The organism is bacterium (assembly GCA_030530825.1).
Classification (GTDB): Bacteria; Patescibacteriota; Saccharimonadia; order Saccharimonadales; family Saccharimonadaceae; genus Nanogingivalis.
This window is the reverse complement of the sequence record JAUMUF010000001.1, coordinates 85,716-107,075: the sequence shown is the minus strand read 5'-3', so window position 1 is coordinate 107,075 and position 21,360 is coordinate 85,716. Positions and strand designations below refer to the sequence as shown.

The following is a 21,360-nucleotide window of genomic DNA, read 5'->3' as shown; positions in this document are numbered from 1 at the left end:
CTTCAACTCGCTACAAATTCCTAAGCAGTGAGCCAAAACCTCATTTGGATGTCCTTGACTAGTGTCAAGATTGTTAAGATTGACTAGCGATTATCATTTGATAATCACCAATTACTAGTTAAGTCTACCACATCCGCGTCAATAATGCAAGATTATTTGAGCGGATGTAGACATAAAAAGGTCAATGGACTATTAGTACGCTTTGGCTAGCCTGTTACCAGGTTTACACCTTGCGCCTATCAAACAGATCATCTTTCTGTGTCCTAGGATTCCTAATCTTGGAGTCAGTTTCGCGCTTAATATGCTTTCAGCGCTTATCTTAACCGAACATAGCTACTCGACACTGCGGCAGGTGGCCACAATCGATACACCAGAGGTTCGTCCATCTCGGTCCTCTCGTACTAGAGACAGATCTCCTCAAGAATCAACGTCCATGCCGGATATAAACCGAACTGTCTCACGACGTTCTGAACCCAGCTCGCGTACCACTTTAATCGGCGAACAGCCGAACCCTTGGAAGGTGCTCCCCCTCCAGGATGTGATGAGCCGACATCGAGGTGCCAAACCGCGCCGTCTATGTGAACTATTGGGCGCGATAAGCCTGTTATCCCCAGGGTAACTTTTATCCGTGTGCGCTGTCGATCCCACATTCAATGAACAATGTTCTTACAGCGGGTCACTTGCTCCGTGTTTCCACTCTGGTCGAATTGTAATTCTCGCAGTCAAGCTGGCTTATGCGCATGCACTATCACTTCGATTTCCATCCGAAGTTAGCCAACCTTTGAACGCCTCCGCTACTCTTTAGGAGGCAACCGCCCCAGTTAAACTACCCACCATACACGGTCCTTGTACCGGATAACGGCACAAGTGAGATAAAGATCACAACAAGGGTGGTATTTCACATTGTGACTCCATAAATACTGGCGTATCTACTTCAAAGTCTCCCACCTATTCTACACATGTTGTAACCCGTATCAATGTAAAGCTGTAGTGAAGCTCCATGGGGTCTTCTCGTCCTGGCATGGACAGACGGCATCTTTACCGCCAATGCACTTTCACCGAGTCCTTCGCCGAGACAGTGCCCACATGATTACTCCATTCGTGCGGGTCAGAACTTACCTGACAAGGAATTTCGCTACCTTAGGACGGTTATAGTTACCGCCGCCGTTCACTGGGGCTTCAGTTCGCACCGTAAAGCACTCCCCTTAACCTTCCAGCACTGGGCAGGAGTCAGCCCCTATACATCCACTTTCGTGTTCGCAGAGACCTGTGTTTTTGGTAAACAGTTCCGTGGGCTCTTTTGCTGCGGCCTCCGCATCGTTAGATACGAGTTAACCGCGTTCCAAGCTAAGCCTTTTAGACTATGTTCTATCTCGGTAAAGAAGTTATTAAAATTAATAAACTAAATGAATTTAAGATACTCATTAAAACCATTTTAATCTTAACCTAATGCTTGAAACACGACTCGCATCAAATGATGCGGAGGCAGACCTTATCCCGAAGTTACGGTCGCTGTTTTGCCGAGTTCCTTAGCGAAGGGTCTCTCGTAAGCCTGAGTCTACTCGACTCGAGCACCTGTGTTGGTTTGCGGTACGGGCGGCTATAACCACGCGTATATCTGCTTTTCTAGCCAGTGCTTTCACCAGAATCATCATTCCGTAGAATAACTTTCACTCCTTTGGCATTCCTGCTAAGTTGGACGGGTGTATACCAATAACCCGCTCTGATTATCTCACCGTACACAGTATACAAATTATAACCGGTTCAGGAATATTAACCTGATGTCCATCGCCTACGCTGCTACGCCTCGGCTTAGGCCCGACTAACCCAGGGATTATTACAGTAGCCCTGGAAACCTCGCTCTTACGGCCGAAAGGATTCTCACCTTTCTTATGGTTACTCATTCCAGCATTCTCACTTCCTAACGCTCCACCCAACCTTACGGTTGAACTTCACAGCCGATAGGAACGCTCCTCTACCACTCCGTTAAACCCGTAGGAATAACGAAATCCATATCTTCGGTATGACATTTTAGCCCCGTTACATTTTCCACGCAAAACCTCTTGACGAGTGAGCTGTTACGCACTCTTTAAATGAATGGCTGCTTCTAAGCCAACATCCTCGCTGTTTAAGAAGTTTCACCTTGTTTCCCACTTAATGTCAATTTAGGGACCTTAGATGATGGTCTGGGCTGTTTCCCTTTTGAGCACCGAGCTTAGCCCCGATGTTCTAACTGCCATGGTACCACCAACGGTATTCGTAGTTTGTTAACGGTGGGTACAGTTGCCCGCCCCAGTCGTTTACAGAGCTCTACCCCCGTTGGCTATTTTACATGACGCTAGCCCTAAAGCTATTTCGAGGAGAACCAGCTATCTCCGAGTTCGATTGGCATTTCACCGCTAACCACAAGTCATCCAAACACTTTACTGCGTGAACTGGTTCGGCCCTTCACTGCGTGTTACCGCAGCTTCAGCCTGCTCATGGTTAGGTCACCCGGTTTCGGGTCTAATCCCATACACTTTGTCGCCCTATTCAGGCTCGCTTTCACTGTGGCTCCGTCATTTGACTTAACCTTGCGCATGAAATTAACTCGCTGGATCGTTCTACAAAAAGCACGCCGTCACAGTATAAATACTGCTCCGACTCCTTGTAGGCACACAATTTCAGGTTCTATTTCACTCCCCTCCCGGGGTTCTTTTCACCTTTCCATCGCTGTACTAGTTCACTATCGATCGTATATTATATTTAGCCTTGGCTGGTGGTCCAGCCGGATTCAGACAGGGTTTCTCGTGCCCCGCCCTACTCGAAAAAACATATATAAGGTCTGCGTCGTTTTCGCGTACACGGCTTTCACGTTCTTTGGCTAGTCATTCAAACTATTCTGCTAACCACGCAAATTTCTTACCTTACTATGAATTGATAGCTTCATATCGCAAGTCAGACTACTCAATAAAATTAAGTATTCTGACTTGGTCTTATGTTATTTCACAACCCCTTATTAAGTATTCGCCTATCAGCTTATCTACAAAGTAGAAACTTAAAAGGTTTGGGCTCTTCCAGTTTCGCTCGCCACTACTCCCAGAATCATTATTTATTTTCTCTTCCTCACCCTACTAAGATGTTTCAGTTCAGGTGGTTCCCACTACACAACCTATGTATTCAGTTGAGAGCAACACGACATGACTCGTGCTGGGTTTCCCCATTCGGAAATCTCCGGATCAAAGCTTGTTGACAGCTACCCGAAGCTTATCGCAGTCTTCCACGTCCTTCATCGGTAATATACGTCTAGGCATCCATTGTGTGCCCTTGAGTACCTTTTTATGCATTGACTTAACTAGTAATTGGTAACAACCAATACTTGCCGTCAATCTTAAATTCTTATCTTCTTTATCCAAATTGTTAAATTTCTCGCTCCCTTGAGAGCAAATTTATAGGCTCGAAGAATCGAACTTATTGATTTGCTCACAACAGCTTTCTTATTTTATATTATTTGGGATTTTTTGTCAACAGTTTTTTCGAAGTTTTTATTTATTTTTCCGCAAAACTTAACTAAACTGCCGACAATATTATCTTCCCGCCAGAGGTTCACATTGGAACATTCGCTTAACTGTTTACCATAATACACCATTCAAAAATAAAAGTCAACAACTTTTTATAGATTTTTACATTTTCATATTACCGCGAAACTTTCCACCGCCTTCAACCATTTTTTCTATATACTCGTATTTAGAAAATTGCTCCTCGAATATCCTGTCATTAGCCTCATTAAAATAGAATTCGCCAGCGGAATTTCTGAAATCAAAAGGAATGCTCAATATATACTCATTTAAGTCAGTCATTATATCAAACAAGTCCCTAATTTCACCAGATTCATTCAATATAAATTCTTTAATACTTTCAGACTCAACAAACATAGAACTATCTATAAGATTCTTCAAAAATCTAGTAGGAGTATCCTGACCATAATCAAATGCTTTCTGTATAGCAAGCGCCAATTGAAATCCATTATATGAAGAGTCATAGAACTCATTAATTTCAAACCTACTATTCAATATCTTTTGTGACCCATCCGGAAACTTATCATTAATTTTTATATCTTCAACATATTCTTCCATAACTGTTTTTTGAAGAACTATCTTTAATGCCAATCTTATACTTATATCTTCCGCATCGTCATAATACCAATCACCTCTATCTTCGCAGGGATTAATGATGCCATGATATATATCACGAATTGCCTTTCTCGACACAAATAACTTACCATCTTTATATAAAACTTGGTTCATAGTTAAATCACGAGAATCCATATACTCATCAATATCCTCTATGGGCTGGGCGCCGTGCCCATGAGTATAGTCGTCCGGAGAAAATTGTTCAGCCCAACCATCTGCATCATCTTGATCGATTTCATCAATAAAATAAGCAACATCAATATCCCTGATTGGAATAGGTGACTTTAGATCTCTATTTATTAAAGAAAACGCCAAACTCCTTGCCGCTCCACCAATAACAGCACATCCATTAGGTAATTTGTCTATTTGTTGATATTCTAAGAACTGTGCCTTAACCTCTTCCGGCACAGATATTTTAATAGCATCTAGCCTCTCTTTTGGTTTCTCTTTTTCGAAATTTTCCATAATTTAAATATTACACCTAAAAAGTTCTACTGCGTTTAACAATCAATAACGCAGAAACAATCACGACAGCAACAACTAAGAATACCAATATACCAACAAGCGGCACAACCCAGCCATCATTATTAGTTTTTTTATTCTCTTCATTATTTTTATTGTTCGAGTGTCCAGACTTAAAGTCGTTGTTTTTGATCTTTATTTCAGTGTCGACTGTTTTTTCAAATTCTATATTATCGCCGTTTTTGACTATATATTTGATTTTGGCCTTGTGATTTTTAGAATTAAAGAAACTGTTTTTATCTATAGGCTCAAATTTAACGCCACTCAATCCAGTGATCACGCCCTTCCCATTAGACTGACTTAAAATTTCGAATTCTATAAATTTATCAGAAATCTTAGCAATCTTAAATTCGCTCTTGCCCTTAATATTATTACCAATAAGTCCATTGGCGCTAACAGGATTAGAATCTCCATAAACAAAACTATCTTCCAGAATTAATTTTCCACCCTCTGAATTACCATCTATGCCGGTAAATATATAAGGATAGTCTTTCTCGATCTCCATTCGAAGGATCTTGCCCGACATATCGCCCTGCCAGTTAATTATAGAAGTAAGATTTGACTTAAAATTATCAATAACACCATCGACGCTCATTTCGTACACACCAAAATCTTTTGTATATACATACTTACTCCATGCACCAATTTTTGCTACATCCGTAAATATTTCTTGATTATTTATTTTAACAAAAATCGGCACTTGGTATTCTTTGGAAGAAACAGCAAAGCCTTGATATTGATTTTCAAAAGAAATCTCAAAATTTATATTATCAATCTTCTCTGCTTCTTCATCAAAAATAACCTGAAACTTCCTCCAATCACCAGACTGCTCAGGCTTTATAGTCTCGAAAAGTTGATGGCTAGTTTCGAACTGGATGTTTCGAGCGTTTATATTTTCTTCTGTCTTAAAAATCTTGCCAACTCGGGTCTTATATTTATCGTTAGCCCTAATATCTAATTTATCAAAATTTGAAGACGGGATGCCGCGCATCTCAATATTGAAATAGTCCCCTTTTTTGACCTTTTGAGGCATCTTCACCTTCATACTAAAATAGCTAAAAGTGCTATCGACTCCAGTATTTTTATTATTATTTTCCTTATTGAGGGAGGCCTCAATTTCAACCTTAGGAGAAATCTCCCTTAGTCCGGTGTAGTTACTCGCATTAGCCTCATAAGCACCAAAGATAGATACAAGTGCAACAGCGACTAATATTCTCGAAACACAATTCTTCATATGCTTATATTTTATCAATGTTTTTATGAAAAATCCATAATAAAAACAAACCTCCGTTAAAGGTTTGCTTGAAATAATTTCTGGTGGGCGATGAGGGACTTGAACCTCCGACCTCGTCATTATCAGTGACGCGCTCTAACCAGCTGAGCTAATCGCCCTTGTTGGTGGAACGCCCAAGACCGAAGCCTTGTTCGCCCCATAACTGGATAAACCAGAGAAAACCTTCGAATTTTCGAAAACTTTCTCTGGTGGAGACACAGGGACTCGAACCCTGGACCCCCTGCTTGCAAAGCAGGTGCTCTAGCCAACTGAGCTATGTCCCCAGACTATTCTATTAAAGAACAATTATTATTTTACACCATTCGAAATAAAAAATCAAGAGGTTTTTAGTTTTTTCTTATATATTTTATAATAAAAACAGCCCTTATAGGCTGAAATTTATTTTTAACAATTTAGTTGTGCAATTTATCTCAATCTGTGGTAAATTTTAGTCTTACCTCGAAAGGTTGAATCTGAAAATAAAATCTACGAAATTTTCAGAAAGACCGACCTAGCTTCAAAGGTCGATTTCTCGAACCTTTGGCATAACTCTCCCTAGAAAGGAGGTAATCCATCCGCACCTTCCGGTACGGATACCTTGTTACGACTTAACCCCAATCATCCCTCCCACCTTAGGCCGACGAATCGGACTTCGGGTGTTAGTGACTTTCATGGTTTGACGGGCGGTGTGTACAAGACCCGGGAACGTATTCACCGCAGCATGCTGATCTGCGATTACTAGCGATTCCGACTTCATGCAGGCGAGTTTCAGCCTACAATCCGAACTGGGACTAGCTTTGATGCGATTTGCTTCACCTCGCGGCTTCGCTGCGCATTGTACTAGCCATTGTATCACGTTTCTAGCCCAGGACGTAAGGGAAATACTGACCTGACGTCATCCCCTCCTTCCTCCCCGTTACCGGGGCAGTCTGAATAGAAAAATACAACTATTCACAAGGGTTGCGCTCGTTGATGGACTTAACCAAACATCTCACGACACGAGCTGACGACGGCCATGCATCACCTGTCACTTGGTTCTCAAAAAAGCACTTCTTCCTTTCGGAAGAATTCCAAGGATGTCAAGACCTGGTAAGGTTTATCGGTTATCATCGAATTAAAGAACATGATCCACCGCTTGTGCGGGTCCCCGTCAATTCCTTTATGTTTTAATCTTGCGATCGTACTCCACAGGCGGGATACTTAACGCGTTAGCTTCGCTACTCAGGGGGTCGATACCCCAAACAGCTAGTATCCATCGTTTACGGCGTGGACTACCCGGGTATCTAATCCGGTTCGCTCCCCACGCTTTCGTGCCTCAGTGTCAGAAACAGCCCAGTAGCCTGCCTACGCCATCGGTGTTCCTTCTAATATCTACGGATTTCACTCCTACACTAGAAATTCCAGCTACCTCTTCTGCTCTCGAGTCCAACAGTTCGAATAATAGTCTGAATGGTTGAGCCACCAGATTTCACTATTCGCTTATTAGACCACCTACGCAACTCTTTACGCCCAGTCACTCCGGATAACGCTCGGATCCTACGTATGACCGCGGCTGCTGGCACGTAGTTAGCCGATCCTTATTCATAAGTTACTGTCATATTCCTCACTTATAAAAGCAGTTTACAACCCGAAGGCCTTCATCCTGCACGCGGCGTTGCTCCATCAGGCTTTCGCCCATTGTGGAAGATTCCTCACTGCTGCCTCCCGTAGGAGTCTGGACCGTGTCTCAGTTCCAGTCTGACTGATCATCCTCTCAAACCAGTTAAAGATCGTCGACTTGGTGAGCCATTACCTCACCAACTATCTAATCTTACGCAGGCTGTTCCCAAAGCGCCCGAAGGCTTTAATCCGAAGATCATATGCGGTATTAGCACACCTTTCGATGCGTTATCCCTCACTTTGGGGTACATTCCCACGCGTTACTCAGCCGTCCGCCGCTCGCCGACATTTTACACAAAATCCTCGAATGATTCTACTCTCTAAACCAGTAGCCTCAAGAATTCAGTGTAAAACTCGCTGCCGCTCGACTTGCATGTGTTAGGCACGCCGCCAGCGTTAATCCTGAGCCAGGATCAAACTCTCCATAAAAAGAATATCAAAGTTTTGATATCTATAAAATAGACTGACGATAAATTTGCACAACTAAATTGTTAAAGGTCATTTATAAGTTCAACTCCACATTTGCGTCGCTCATTTAGAGTTTCGCGCGCTGAACTGTTTATAAGTATATCGAATTTCAAAAATAAAGTCAACACTTTTTTTGAACTTTTTTTACTTTTTTCAAAAAATAGCCAAGAAACTCTTTTAATTTAATAAAAATGGGCAGGTTTCTCGTAAAACCTGCTTCATAATTATCTATCTCATAAAGATGAACGCCAAATATCCAATCAGAAGACCTATGGCAGTACCCGCCGCAACTTCAAGTGGAGTATGACCGCGAACGATTCTCACGACAGGGACTTTAACCTGAGAAGCCTCAATAATATTATTTATAGCTTCAGCCTGCTTGCCATTGGAATATCGGACCTTCATAGAATCATAGATCACAATCATCGCAAAAATAAACGAAAGACCAAACACTGCCGAATGTATACCCTCAGAGAATCCAATAAAGGTTGAAATCGCAACAACTACCGCACTGTGCGAACTTGGCATCCCGCCGCTCTCAGAGATAACACGGCGGAATTTTACATTTTTATCTTTATGAAGTTCGAGAAAAAACTTAGATCCTTGCGCAATCACCCATGCGACAATAAAGATTATCAAAATCTTTGGCATTATTCTTCTTCCTCCTTAGTTTCTTCCATCAGTCCAACACTAGCAACGGTATCATCCTCAGACATCTTCATGATTCGAACGCCCTGAGTTGTGCGTCCCAAAGTTGGAATATCTTTAATCGCCACGCGTATAGTCTGACCATTAGTTGAAATCATCAGCGCATCGCTCACATCCTTTGGAAGAGTCTGAACGGATACAATTGGACCGGTCTTTGCGGTCACAACAGCCGCCTTAACGCCAATTCCTCCGCGATGCTTAATTTCGAAGTTAGAAACTTTAGTTGCCTTTCCGTAGCCGTTAGCCGAAATCACGAGAAGTTTCTGGTCAGATTCGGTAGCCACATCCATTCCAACAACAACATCATTTGGTCGAAGTCGAACACCTCGCACACCGCGAGCCGCTCGACCCATCGCACGAACGTCCTTCTCTGTAAAGCGGACAGCCTGACCTGCCGATGTAGAGATAATGATGTCGTTATAGCCATTAGTCTTCTGAATCCAGCGGAGTTCATCTCCTTCATCCAGATTAATTGCGTTCAAGCCGTTAGTTCGAATATTAGCAAAATCACTCAAAGATGTCTTTTTAACCGTTCCTTTGGTTGTAGCCATAAATAGGTAGTCATCAGAACTGCTTGTTTGCTCCAATTTGATAATCGAAGTAATTTTTTCTTCTGGCTGAAGTTGAAGAAGATTGACCGCCGCGACACCTTTAGCCTGAAGGCTGGCTGCCGGAACTTCATAAGCCTTAAGTCGGAAAACCCGACCACGGTTGGTGAAGAACAAGAGCCAATCGTGTGTGCTTGCAGGAACAAGATGACTTATAATATCTTGCTCTTTAGTCGACATTCCACGCTTGCCCTTACCACCACGATTTTGACGGCGATAGTCAGTTAAAAGTGTTCTCTTGATGTAATTTTCTGTTGTAAGAAGCACAACACTTTCTTCTTCTGGAATTAATTCTTCATCTGAGAACTTACCAAGTTCGTGATTGATAATCTTAGACTTTCGCTCATCGCCGTATTTTTCTTTCATTTCGAGAAGTTCTTCTTTAATAATTCGCAAGATTTCATTCTCGTCCGCCAAAATAGCCTCAAGTTCACCAATTAATTTGAGAAGCGCGCGAAGTTCTTCCTCGATAGCCTCACGCTCAAGACCTGTAAGGCGGCGAAGTTGCATCGCAAGAATTGCTTTAGCCTGAATTTCACTCAGCGCAAATTTCTCCATCAAAGCCTTTTCGGCGATTTCTGTAGTTTTAGAACCTCGAATCGTAGCGATAACTTCATCGATGTGATCAAGCGCAATCTTCAAGCCCTCCAAGATGTGAGCACGCGCCTTGGCTTTTTTGAGTTCAAATTCCGTCCTACGACGAACAACAATCTGGCGATGCTTAACAAACTCTTCCAAGATTTCCTTCAAGCCAAGCACTCGAGGCTGAATTCCACCATTAACAAGCGCAAGCATATTGTAGTGAAAATTACTTTGTAGAGGCGTTAATTTATAAAGTTGATTGAGAACTTTCTTTGGATATGCGTCTTTTTTAAGGTCAATAACCACACGAACATTTCCACGAGCAGATTCATCCCTGAGATCGGCGATAGAAGTTATCTTTTTCTCTTTAACAAGATCAGCGATCTTTTCAATCATAGAGGCCTTATTAACTCCATAAGGAATCTCACTCACGACAATCTGATGACGGCCACGCTTAGTTTCAACAATTTCTGCTACGGCGCGCATAGTAACGCTTCCGCGACCAGTCTTATAAGCCTGAATCATCGGCGCACCGCCATAAACTATAGCACCTGTTGGAAAATCAGGTCCCTTAAGGTGCTTCATCAAATCTTCGAGTTTAGCCTCTGGATTGTCGATAAGTTCAATTGTAGAATCAACGACTTCACCCAAATTGTGAGTTGGGATGCTCGTCGCCATACCAACGGCGATACCCATTTGTCCGTTGAGGAGCAAGTTAGGTAGTTTGGCTGGAAGAACGCTCGGCTCAGTTTCACTCCCGTCATAGTTAGGTCTAAAATCAACCGTATCTTTATCAAGGTCTGCAAGCATAACATCTCCAGCACGACCAAGTCGAGCCTCGGTATAACGCATAGCAGCGGCAGGATCACCATCCATCGAGCCAAAGTTACCCTGACCGTCAACGAGAACATAGCGCATATTCCAATCTTGCGCCAACCGCACCATAGCATCATAAATTGAAGAATCGCCGTGTGGATGGTATTTACCCATCACGTCACCAACGATACGAGCGGACTTTTTGAACGCAGAGCCCGGCCGAACACCCATTTCACCCATTGTATAAAGAATTCTTCGGTGAACAGGCTTCATTCCATCGCGAACATCAGGCAAAGCGCGATCGATAATCACAGACATCGAGTATCGCAAGAATGAATCTTCCATCACATCTTCAACTGTTCGAAATTCAACGGTTTTAGAGTGAGTCTGCTCTTGAATAATTTCACCTTCAACTGGCATCTTTTTTTCTTCTTCCATAATTAAATATCCAATTCCTCAAGATTAACATACTTTGCATTAGTCTGGATGAAACTCTTTCGAAGAGCCACTTCCGAGCCCATAAGTTTAGTAAAGATAGAATCAGCCTTTTCTGCGTCTTCAAGTTTAAGTTGGACAAGAACGCGGTTGGCTGGATCCATTGTGGTTTCCCAGAGTTGTGTTGCGTCCATTTCACCGAGACCCTTATAACGCTGAATTCCAGTGAGGCCAGCCTGCCTGATCATATCGTCTTCTGGATTGATCTGTGTTCCGCGTGCTCGGCGTTCTTCGATAAGTTCTTTCAACTTGCGATCACGATCTTCTTCGGAGTAAACATAATACTTCTTGTTGCCATTACCCTTTAGAAGAAATAGTGGTGGCTTAGCAAGGTAAATGTGGCCGCCTTCAACCACTTCTCGCATATAGCGGAAGAAGAAAGTCATAAGAAGTGTCGCGATGTGGCTTCCGTCAACATCGGCATCGGTCATAATAATAATCCTATTGTATCGAAGACCCTTGATGTCGAATTGATCTCCGATCCCTACACCCATACCTTTAATCAAAGAAACAATCTCATTATTGGCAAGCATTTTGTCAAGACGTGCTCGCTCGGTGTTAAGCACCTTACCTCGTAGTGGCAAAATCGCCTGAGTCTTGCTATCACGACCAGATTTAGCCGAGCCACCCGCAGAGTCACCCTCAACTATATAAAGTTCACACTCTTCTGGATTCTTAGAAGAACAGTCAGCGAGTTTTCCAGGAAGATTCAATCCATCCAAAACACCCTTTCGGATCACATTTTCACGAGCCGCACGAGCAGCCTTTCGAGCGCGAGCCGCAAGAAGCGCCTTATTCACGATCTTCTTTGCGACGGCTGGGTTTTCTTCAAGATAATAGCCGAAGTATTCGTTCATAACCTGTTCAACATAGCGTCGAACTTCTGGATTGCCAAGTTTGTTTTTTGTCTGACCTTCAAATTGTGGATCTGGGAGTTTTACAAGAACGATTGCCGTCAAACCCTCTCGAATATCATCACCAGTTAAATTATCTTCTTTCTCCTTAAGAAGATTATTTTTACGAGCGTAATCGTTGATGGTTCGGGTCAAAGCAGTTCGAAATCCAACAATGTGTGTTCCGCCGTCTGGATTAAGAACGTTGTTAGCAAAGGCCTGAACATTCTCGGAGTAAGTATCGTTATATTGAATAGCGATTTCAACCATGGAGTCTTCGACTTGCTTTTCTACATAAAAAGGGGTGTCGACAAGGACTTCTTTGCCGATATTAAGGTGTTTTACGTAACTTTGGATTCCGCCCTCAAAATAAAACGCCTTGCGATCGCCAGTTCGCTCATCATCAACCTGAACATAAATACCCTTAGTGAGATATGCTTGGTGACGAAGATAATTTACGACCCACTTGTAGTCAAAAGTGACAGTTTCTTTAAAAATCGTTGGATCTGGATAAAAAGTAATACTTGTTCCACGGAAGCGGTCAGTCTTGCCAAGATTTTGAAGTTCTGTTTGAGGCACGCCCCGCTCGAACTCTATTCGGTAAAGTTTACTGTCTTTCACAACCTCTGCGATCATCTTGGTGGAAAGCGCGTTCACAACTGAAGAACCAACGCCGTGAAGTCCGGACGAAACTTTATAGCCACCACCACCAAACTTACCACCAGCGTGAAGAACTGTGAGAACTGTTTCTAGTGTAGATTTTCCAGTCTTTGGATGAACATCAACTGGAATACCGCGACCATCATCGGTAATAGCAACCCCACCATCTGCTAAGATTTTAACCAAAACTTTGGTGCCATAACCTGCTATAGCCTCGTCAATAGAGTTATCTGCGATTTCTTTAATTAAGTGATGAACTCCGTCATACCCGGTAGAACCGATATACATTCCGGGGCGTTTTCGAACAGGCTCTAGACCTTCCAGAACTTGGATTTGCGAGCCATCATAATTGCTTGCTTTTTGTTTAGACATCAACTCCCTCTTTCAGCCTTATCTGTAATTGATTTATTTAACTTCTCCATTATACATCATTTTTTATTTTTGAGCAAATTTTACAATAAAATAAACCCTTATATCGGGCTTATCTTATCTTAAATACGACTTCATTATGCTCCGGCTCTTCCCTTACGGAAAGTTTGTTTGGCTGAGAAGGAGTAATTTCCTGGCGAGTAGATTGTTGGTTCTGTATGAGCTGCGGATTTAATCGCGTAGGAGTCGCTATATTAATTTGTATTAAATCATTATCTTTAGTATCTTGAGGTTGCTGCTGATATTGATTTGTAGCACTGCCTATCGACGAATTCCTGATATCTTCTCGCTTCTTTAGCCATTCATCAAGAAAAGATCCGTTGTTTGAAAATTGTTGTGAATTCGACTTCGTTTGATCTGTTACGCTTATGTTATTATTTAGGTTTGTAGTATTTTTTACATCATTATTTTGAGTGTAGTTTTGCGTAGTTGGCGCACCAATTTGTTGAGCAAAATTTTGTTGAGAAGACTGAACAAAATTATTATTCAAACTTTGTGCCTGAACGACATTCACAGACGGACCGGTCTGTATCTTTTTAGCCGTCAATCTATCACGAATCTCACGCGCGACAACTTCTCTTGGTCGGCCATATTTTTGTGCGGAATACTGCTTGATAGCCTCACGAAGTTCTGGATTAGACTTGCCAAGAGGCGGCAATAATTTTACATTAAATGGTGATGACGGAAAGCCGTTTACAAGCACAGTAGAAACTGCATTGTAGTTAGGTGTTTTAATCAAATCTTCCGCAGTAAAAGTTGGTTGAAAGGCCTTCTGGAGGATTTCGGCGTCATCAATACCAATCCGTCCAACAAGTTTAGTTGGAACGTTTCCCATCACGGCGCCTTTAATTTTATCAGTCAACTGCGTCATAAACTGGTTGGCAAGAACGAGATTAAGGCGGAACTTTCGGGCTTCAGACAGAATACTCTCAAAAGACTCTGTCGCAAAGTTCTGAAACTCATCAACATACAGACAAAAGTCCTTTCGTTGATCTTCTGGTGTGTCCACACGCGACATAGCAGCCGCCTGAAACTTCATCACAAAGACCATACCAAGCAATTTAGCAGCCCCCTCTCCCATCTTACCTTTGGAGAGATTAACGAGAAGAATTTTTTGTTCATCCATAATCTGACGAATATTGAACGATGATTTGGTTTGACCGAGAATGTTGTTAAGTAATTCATTTTCGAAAGGAGCCCATTTTGAAACTACCCAAGAAACAAGTTCACCTGCATCATTAGATTTTTGAGAGGCGGGCCATTCTTTAGTCCAAAAATCAATTGCGCGCTGGTTTCTGAGATATTTAATTTTGGGCTTGGTGAATTCTGGATCAATCAAAACCTTTGGAATATCCATAAAAGTTCCGCCCTCAGGGTCGCTCATAAGAAGAAGCGCGGCATTTCTAACGATATTTTCCATTCGAGGACCAACAACACCAGTGTTGCCTGGGTCATACAATGATTTTAACATTGAGTTAGTTTCACCAATAATGAAATCCATTTCCGAGTCAGTTTTGGCCTCAAACATATTAAAGCCAAGTGGATTATCCGTATCGCCAGGATTAAAATAGATCACATCATCAATGCGCTCTCTGGGGATCATGCCAAGCAATTCCTCAACAGAATCACCGTGTGGGTCAATAAAAGCAAACCCCCGGCCGTCCATGATATCCTGAAACGCCAAATTCTCAAGTAATTTAGACTTACCCATACCCGTCTGACCAATAATATATGTGTGTCGACGACGATCGTTTTGACTTAAGCGAATCTGCTTCTCAACACCACGATATTCATTAACACCAAGAAGGAGACCTTCATCCATGACCTCTGTCGGACCATCAACCTGTTTAATTCTTTGACGCTGAACCTTTTCTGTGGGGATAGAATTTCTGTTGGGTAGGTGGAAAATTGTTGCAAGTTCGATACTATTTAAGATCATATTGCGATTTTTTTGCGGAAAGAATCTAAAAATAAACGCAGTAATCAAATCATCAATATTTTGCGCCATATTAAATTTAAATCCATTAAATCTCGGCGAATCAAATAGTGAAAAGGCAGAAATTACACCTTGCAAAATCGCCTGACTCTTGGCAGCAGTTGGCGTAGAGACAACTGCACGCACCAAAACTTCGTAGCCGGCATATTTTATTTTATTCTCGATAGCGTCAATTTCTTCATTTTCAAGAGAGGACAACTGCTTGTTTTCGCTGCCTTCTTTAACTCCATATGTAGGCGGCTTCCACAAAGCCTCAAGCAGTCCGGCGGCAGTTGCGGACCCGCCAGATTTCTTACCAGCGCCCTTTTCTCTAATCTCATTGGCTCTTTTTGAAGATTGTTCTGACCACTTTTCGAAAGCCGGCCTAATCATAATCTGTACTGCAGCACCATCACCGCGAGACACTGCAGTTAAAGCATCTAGAAGCGACCGCATAGCATCTCTTCGAGAGTCTTGATAGGTGGCAATCGGATAAAAGAAATCTTTTTTAAGAGAAAACTCACCCCCAATAACACCAGCAGTTTTTCCCTGCTGAGAAAAAATATTCTCCATCTCGACCTCTTCTAGGCGCGCAGTCGGATATGCTGCAGTTATGGCCTGCTTGATTGTCTCCGTTATAACCGCCGGAACAACAGCATAATAATGAATAAGCCCGTCACTCGCCACAATCTCAAAAGAAATATGTCTTTGGCCATAAAGTTTAGTCTTAAAACCTTTAGTGGCTGTCGAAGCGATAATATTATACATTGTCTGCGCTTCAGATAAAACCTCTTCAATGACATCTCGCTCATCACGACCACCAACCTCAATATCATCACTTGGAGGCGGTAAATGAATCTTCATTGGTACCATTTTCAGGCCACGCTCATAATTTTTAGCCTCCCGAATGGTTTTTTGATACTGATCATATATCAAAAAACTCGCCACACTGATAACAACAAATATAGCCAAAACTGTAAACCAAAATCCCATTATTTACCACCATTTATTATTCTGTTATATCGTTTTTTAAGATAGTCGACCTGCATTTCTTTAAATCTAACTTGCCGGATAAATGGCTCGCCCTTAGTCTCGACGATCATTTTTTTCAAATCTTTAACCCATTCATCTTCCATCAAATCAATATCTTTTGCTACAGAAGGGGTCGAGATTATTACTTGCTGGGCATCTGCTTGCTGGACTTGCGGCAGAACTGGCGGGATTTGAGTTTGAGCAGTTGCTTGAAGATTTTCAAAATTGGACTGGAATTTCTCCACAGCAGAAAAAGCCCTTTCGTGGGCGTTAAAAACATTGTGAATTTGCTCCGCCGATGGCTGAATTTCATTCACAGGAACTACTGTTTCGAATCCTTCGCTCGAAAAGTTCCCACCAACCTTCGGAAGTTCTCTGTTTATCTGCGGCTCCATATCTAATATTATACCACAAACATTAGCGTTTTGAAACAATTATAAAAGATAAAATTTGAAAAATCGCCAATAAAATAATGTCAAAAATTCCTACACCACCAGAAGACTGTTGCGCAATTAAGATTATAGGTATAAACGCTAAAATAAAAGAATACTGCAAGAAAAAGCGATAATTTCGCGATTTTATAGAGACTCTGTCCCCGAAACTAGACGATACCATTTGGATCGCCCTAAAACCGCCGTATGCCACAAAAGATATAATCCCTACAAAAAAGAGATACGTCAGAATAAATAGCCCAAGAACTCCAACTGGACCAAGTGATGATGGGGTCGTAGCATTCAAAATCCATGCGATTGAACCAAGAGATAAAATTGTTACTATAAAAATTATTTTTGAAATCATACTAAATTACCATTTTTAGACAGCCCAAGGGCAAGCAAAGCGAAGTAAAACCAAACGGAACAAATAAATTACTAAAATCCGTGGCTCGCGGCCTGCCCTCTTTTGGGCTAATTGACCGCTCCTCTTATAGAGGGGCATACTTGTTTGACGGCTTCCACTGATTCTTCCTTTGAAAAATCCTGTACTTTCCCTCAAAACTATGTTTCGCCTTTCGAAACTTTTTGGCAACTTAAATTTCAAGTTAGAAAATCAATGACATTTTCAGAAACCTTGATATTTCAATTGCCGTTCAAGTTCGAAAGGTCAACGGTCAATATTTCAAAAACCAAATAATGTGCTATGGTGGAAATGTGCTTATACTGTTTTTATTTTTGCTTTTTATTTTTCTAAAAGCCTAATTAAATACTATCAGAGTTTTCATAAAATGTCAATATGCTTGTGTTATTTTCTACAGAAATCATTATGTCTTATCTGTTATTTTTATTGAATAAAAAAATTGTTCAAAAAAGTCAAAAAACTATTGACTTTATGCTTATTTCGCGATATTATAGGGGTAGATTATGAATAAATAATTTATACATAATCCAAAAATAAAAATGATTTTAAAAAATTTGATGACAATTCTCCGCAGTTCATCAAGCAAAAATTACAAATAATTAAAACTCCACTTTATAAAAATGAGCGTTCCTCGCAGTCGCTCATTTTTATTTTTTTCATAAAAAACTGCCCTTTCGAGCGTTCTTTTTTTGATTTGGTGGAGCCGCCGAGAACTGCCCTCGGGTCCAAAAGGTAGCCTATTGATTTTCTACAAGTTTAGTTTTTCTTAAATACTTATATTTCGTTAAAGAAAAACAAAAATCGAAACATAAGTTGCAAATAAAATTTCATTTGGAGTTCTTTGCTTAAACTCAAAACTATCAGTGTAAAAATATAACACCGACTAGCCTCGCACTGCCAAGACTAGAACGATGATTGCCAATAAATTAAGCGGCAATTGGCGCAAAAGCAGGAGTTGCAAAGAACTCTTTAACTTTCGCTACAAAATTAGATTTTGCAATTATTCAATGCTTTACGTCGCAAACGACTTGCCAACCAATCTGCTAAATTCCTTCTGTCTAGCACTAAATCGGCCCCAGAATAATTTTATTATATCATACTGCGTTGATTTTTGATAATTTTTATGGTTAAATTTTATTATGATTAGTAAGGTTGTTTCGGCTGCGCCGATTGGCTACGAGGCAGAAATTATTGAAGTTGAAGGAGATTCTTTAAAAGGACTGCCATCTCTTCAAATCGTAGGTATGGGCAATAAAGCAATAGATGAGGCTAAAGATCGCGTAAGAAGTGCTATAAAAAACTCAGATCTAGATTTTCCAACTAAAAAAATTACAATTAATCTCGCTCCAGCAGAACTTCCTAAAGATGGAACCTACTTTGATCTTCCTATCGCTATATCAATACTTATTTTAGCCGGACAAATAAAACAAATTGAAGTAAAAAATACTGCATTTGTGGGGGAACTCTCTCTAAGCGGAGAACTGAGACCCATAAAAGGAATCTTAAATATAGTCGAAAAATTAAAAATTAAAGGAATTAAAACTGTTTTTATACCGGAAGATAATCTACCCCAAGCAAGTCTAATAACCGGCATAGATATTATTGGCGCCAAGAATATTAAAGATATTTTCTTGCATATAAAAAATGAAAAACTTATTAAAAATATTGTAAATCCCAATCATAAAAGCATTGTAAAAAATACACCAATACTAGATGAAATTATTGGACAGGCCCAAGCAAAAAGAGCGTTAACTATCGCCATTGCTGGAAGACACAACATTCTGATGAGTGGGCCTCCGGGCACCGGAAAAACTATGCTGGCCAAAACAGCCCTAGGACTTCTCCCACCGCTATCACCAGAGGAGACACTGGAAGTATCAAAAATACACAGTCTCGGTGATGACTTTACAGAAACACTAACAGAAAGACCCTTTAGAGCCCCACATCATACAGCCAGCAAAATATCATTGACTGGCGGAGGCAAAAAATCATCCCCTGGAGAGATAAGTCTAGCGCATCTGGGTATTCTTTTTCTGGATGAGATACCAGAATATCAAAAATCCGTCTTGGAGTCATTAAGACAGCCGCTAGAAGACAGGAAGATCACAATAACCCGCGCTAATTATCGAACAACTTATCCTGCCAACTTCATGCTGATAGCGACAATGAACCCATGCCCTTGTGGCTTTCTTGGAGATGAAACCAAAGAATGTACCTGTACACAATCTCAAATTCAAAACTATCAAAGAAAACTATCAGGGCCACTACTGGACAGAATAGACATGACAATAATAGTCAATAGAATATCCAATAAACATCTCTTAACAGATAAAACAATGTCAAAAAAACAACATACTTATGCTTATTCTCAAATACAAAGTGCGTTAAAATTACAACAGAATCGTTATAATAGTTGTAATAAATACAACAATGAAGCAAGTTTATCCGATGCCAAAGAATTATTCAAAACTTCTCAAGAAGCAAAACAATTACTTGATTTAGCCGCAGAAAAAATGGACTTATCGGCCCGAGCATATCTCAAAACCTTAAAAGTATCTCGTACTATAGCAGATTTAGATAATTCAGAAGTTATCTTACCTACACACGTAAGCGAAGCACTTCAATACCGATTCAAATAAAAAGGTTAAAAAGACTTGATTTTTATCTTAAGATTTGATAAAATTATATGCGAGTAATTTGCTAAAATAGCAACTCGAAAGGAAGGAAATATTAGCAAGAAAATTCGAATCAATGAAGAAATCCGAGCAAAGGAACTTCGCGTAATCGGTCAAAGTGGAGAACAATTAGGTATTATGCCTGCCAAAGATGCGCTCAAAATCGCAAAAAAGGCTGGAGTTGACCTAGTAGAAATATCGCCAAATGCCGAGCCCCCAGTAGCCAAAATTATTGACTGGGGAAAATACCAGTACCAAAAAATGAAGGAACAGCAAAAGAATAAGCGCAACGCCAAAACAGTTGAACTTAAACAGATGCGTTTCGGACTAAAGATTGGTTCTGGAGATCTAGAGATCAAGATTCGAAAGATTAAAAAATTCTTAGCCGACGGAAATAAGGTGCGGATTCAAATCGTCTTCAAGGGTCGAGAGATGGCGCACAAAGAAATTGGCTTCGAAATGGCTGATAAAATCATTGCCCTTCTAGAAGATGATGCTATCTTAGAACAAAAACCTCAGATGGCTGGCCGCAATCTGAGTTTAGTAGTAAGGAGTAAATAATGCCTAAAATGAAGACCCATAAAGGCACGGCTAAGCGAGTTAAACTCACTAAAACTGGCAAGATCCTTCGCCAGCGAGCCTTTAAAAACCACATGCTTTCAAAGAAAAGCAAAAGTCGAAAACGACGAATCAACACCAGCGCATCAGTTAATGGTTCAATGGTAAAAAATATTAAAAGAGCACTAGGAGTTAAATAATGCGAGTAAAACGAGGCGTTACAGCACGAGCAAAGCACAAAAAAATCCTAAAAGCCGCTAAAGGAATGCAACACGCACGCACCCGATCTTTCCGATTGGCTAAACAAGGCGTGATCCGCTCCCTTCAATACGCTTACCGCGACCGACGAAATCGCAAGCGTGATCTCCGCGGACTTTGGATTACTCGAATCAACATTGCCGCACGAGAAAATGGTTTGACTTACGGAAAACTAATCGCCGGCCTTAAGGCTAAAAATATCGAAGTTGACCGAAAAATCTTGGCAGAACTCGCAGTTAGCGAGCTAAAAGCCTTTGCAACAATTGTTGACATGGTAAAATAATTTCGAATTCTCTTTTCGAAAGTAAAGAATCGTTCCAGAAATGGGCGATTTTTTATTATAAAAAGAAAACCTCCGTAAAGAGATTTTCTTAAAATTATTCCAACAGCCCATCTGTAAGCCGGGTTCTGTCTAGAATGATCATCTATCTCGCTCTTGGATTGCTCCAAAAATCAAGCGGTTATCGAGTTTCGACGGGTAGCCGAGCCTTTCAGCAAAACTCTCCTTGCAGCCGACAGGGTTTACCTCTTGCGTCGCGTCGCCGCGGGCAACTGTGGGCTCTTACCCCACTCCTTTCACCCTTACCTCAAAGAGGCGGTATCGTTTCTGTGGCACTTTCCCTAGGATTTCTCCCGGTTGTCGTTAACAACTGTCGTACCCTACACTGCCCGGACTTTCCTCTGAAAAATCAGCGATCATTCAATGGGCTGTTTTAATTATA

Annotated in this window: 12 protein-coding genes, 2 tRNA genes, 2 rRNA genes and 2 other RNA genes; 4 read left to right on the top strand and 14 right to left on the bottom strand. The window is 41.1% G+C overall.

Translation table 11 applies throughout. The features are described from left to right. Positions 1 to 172: 172 nt before the first annotated feature. From Q4A21_00580 to ssrA, 13 genes are all read right to left on the bottom strand, one after another. Positions 173 to 3,320, bottom strand: a 23S ribosomal RNA gene (locus tag Q4A21_00580). Positions 3,321 to 3,662: 342 nt separating this feature from the next. Beyond that, the gene (locus tag Q4A21_00575) at positions 3,663 to 4,637 is read right to left on the bottom strand and encodes a hypothetical protein (GenBank protein ID MDO4902038.1); all 975 of its coding nucleotides are present in this window, start codon (positions 4,635 to 4,637) and stop codon (positions 3,663 to 3,665) included. Between the two features lie 16 nt (positions 4,638 to 4,653). Further along, positions 4,654 to 5,928 (bottom strand): hypothetical protein, encoded by a 1,275-nt coding sequence (locus Q4A21_00570; GenBank protein MDO4902037.1) that lies wholly within the window; start codon positions 5,926 to 5,928, stop codon positions 4,654 to 4,656. Between the two features lie 81 nt (positions 5,929 to 6,009). Next, a tRNA-Ile gene (locus Q4A21_00565) sits at positions 6,010 to 6,086 on the bottom strand. A gap of 88 nt (positions 6,087 to 6,174) precedes the next feature. After that, positions 6,175 to 6,251: transfer RNA gene (locus Q4A21_00560), tRNA-Ala, on the bottom strand. A 275-nt stretch (positions 6,252 to 6,526) separates the two neighbouring features. Further along, a 16S ribosomal RNA gene (locus tag Q4A21_00555) occupies positions 6,527 to 8,055 on the bottom strand. A 267-nt stretch (positions 8,056 to 8,322) separates the two neighbouring features. Beyond that, complete coding sequence (locus Q4A21_00550) at positions 8,323 to 8,745, bottom strand: divergent PAP2 family protein (protein ID MDO4902036.1); 423 nt, start codon at positions 8,743 to 8,745, stop codon at positions 8,323 to 8,325. Further along, complete coding sequence (gene gyrA, locus Q4A21_00545) at positions 8,745 to 11,246, bottom strand: DNA gyrase subunit A (GenBank protein MDO4902035.1); 2,502 nt, start codon at positions 11,244 to 11,246, stop codon at positions 8,745 to 8,747. Before gyrA ends, Q4A21_00550 begins: the two co-directional genes overlap by 1 nt. Positions 11,247 to 11,248: 2 nt before the next feature. After that, on the bottom strand, positions 11,249 to 13,228 hold the full coding sequence (gene gyrB / locus Q4A21_00540) for a DNA topoisomerase (ATP-hydrolyzing) subunit B (protein ID MDO4902034.1): 1,980 nt from the start codon (positions 13,226 to 13,228) through the stop codon (positions 11,249 to 11,251). A gap of 109 nt (positions 13,229 to 13,337) precedes the next feature. Then, a complete protein-coding gene (locus tag Q4A21_00535; protein MDO4902033.1) occupies positions 13,338 to 16,253 on the bottom strand; it encodes an ATP-binding protein in 2,916 nt (971 codons plus the stop codon). Continuing rightward, positions 16,253 to 16,687 carry a hypothetical protein gene (locus Q4A21_00530; protein MDO4902032.1) on the bottom strand — a complete coding sequence of 145 codons (435 nt, stop codon included), beginning with the start codon at positions 16,685 to 16,687 and terminating at the stop codon, positions 16,253 to 16,255. The genes Q4A21_00535 and Q4A21_00530 overlap by 1 nt, the downstream gene beginning before the upstream one ends. A gap of 22 nt (positions 16,688 to 16,709) precedes the next feature. Beyond that, complete coding sequence (locus Q4A21_00525) at positions 16,710 to 17,090, bottom strand: hypothetical protein (protein ID MDO4902031.1); 381 nt, start codon at positions 17,088 to 17,090, stop codon at positions 16,710 to 16,712. A gap of 752 nt (positions 17,091 to 17,842) precedes the next feature. Further along, positions 17,843 to 18,224, bottom strand: a transfer-messenger RNA (tmRNA) gene (gene ssrA, locus Q4A21_00520). Between the two features lie 62 nt (positions 18,225 to 18,286). Here ssrA and Q4A21_00515 point away from each other — a divergent pair. From Q4A21_00515 to rplT, 4 genes are all read left to right on the top strand, one after another. Continuing rightward, positions 18,287 to 19,786 (top strand): YifB family Mg chelatase-like AAA ATPase, encoded by a 1,500-nt coding sequence (locus Q4A21_00515; protein MDO4902030.1) that lies wholly within the window; start codon positions 18,287 to 18,289, stop codon positions 19,784 to 19,786. 108 nt (positions 19,787 to 19,894) lie between these two features. Then, on the top strand, positions 19,895 to 20,383 hold the full coding sequence (infC, locus tag Q4A21_00510) for a translation initiation factor IF-3 (GenBank protein ID MDO4902029.1): 489 nt from the start codon (positions 19,895 to 19,897) through the stop codon (positions 20,381 to 20,383). Next, positions 20,383 to 20,580, top strand: coding sequence for a 50S ribosomal protein L35 (gene rpmI / locus Q4A21_00505; protein ID MDO4902028.1), 198 nt, complete (start codon positions 20,383 to 20,385; stop codon positions 20,578 to 20,580). The genes infC and rpmI overlap by 1 nt, the downstream gene beginning before the upstream one ends. Continuing rightward, positions 20,577 to 20,921 (top strand): 50S ribosomal protein L20, encoded by a 345-nt coding sequence (gene rplT / locus Q4A21_00500; protein MDO4902027.1) that lies wholly within the window; start codon positions 20,577 to 20,579, stop codon positions 20,919 to 20,921. The genes rpmI and rplT overlap by 4 nt, the downstream gene beginning before the upstream one ends. 98 nt (positions 20,922 to 21,019) lie before the next feature. On the opposite strand, the gene rnpB is transcribed toward rplT, so the two are convergent. Beyond that, positions 21,020 to 21,350: RNase P RNA component class A (gene rnpB, locus Q4A21_00495), an RNA gene on the bottom strand. Positions 21,351 to 21,360 lie beyond the last annotated feature (10 nt).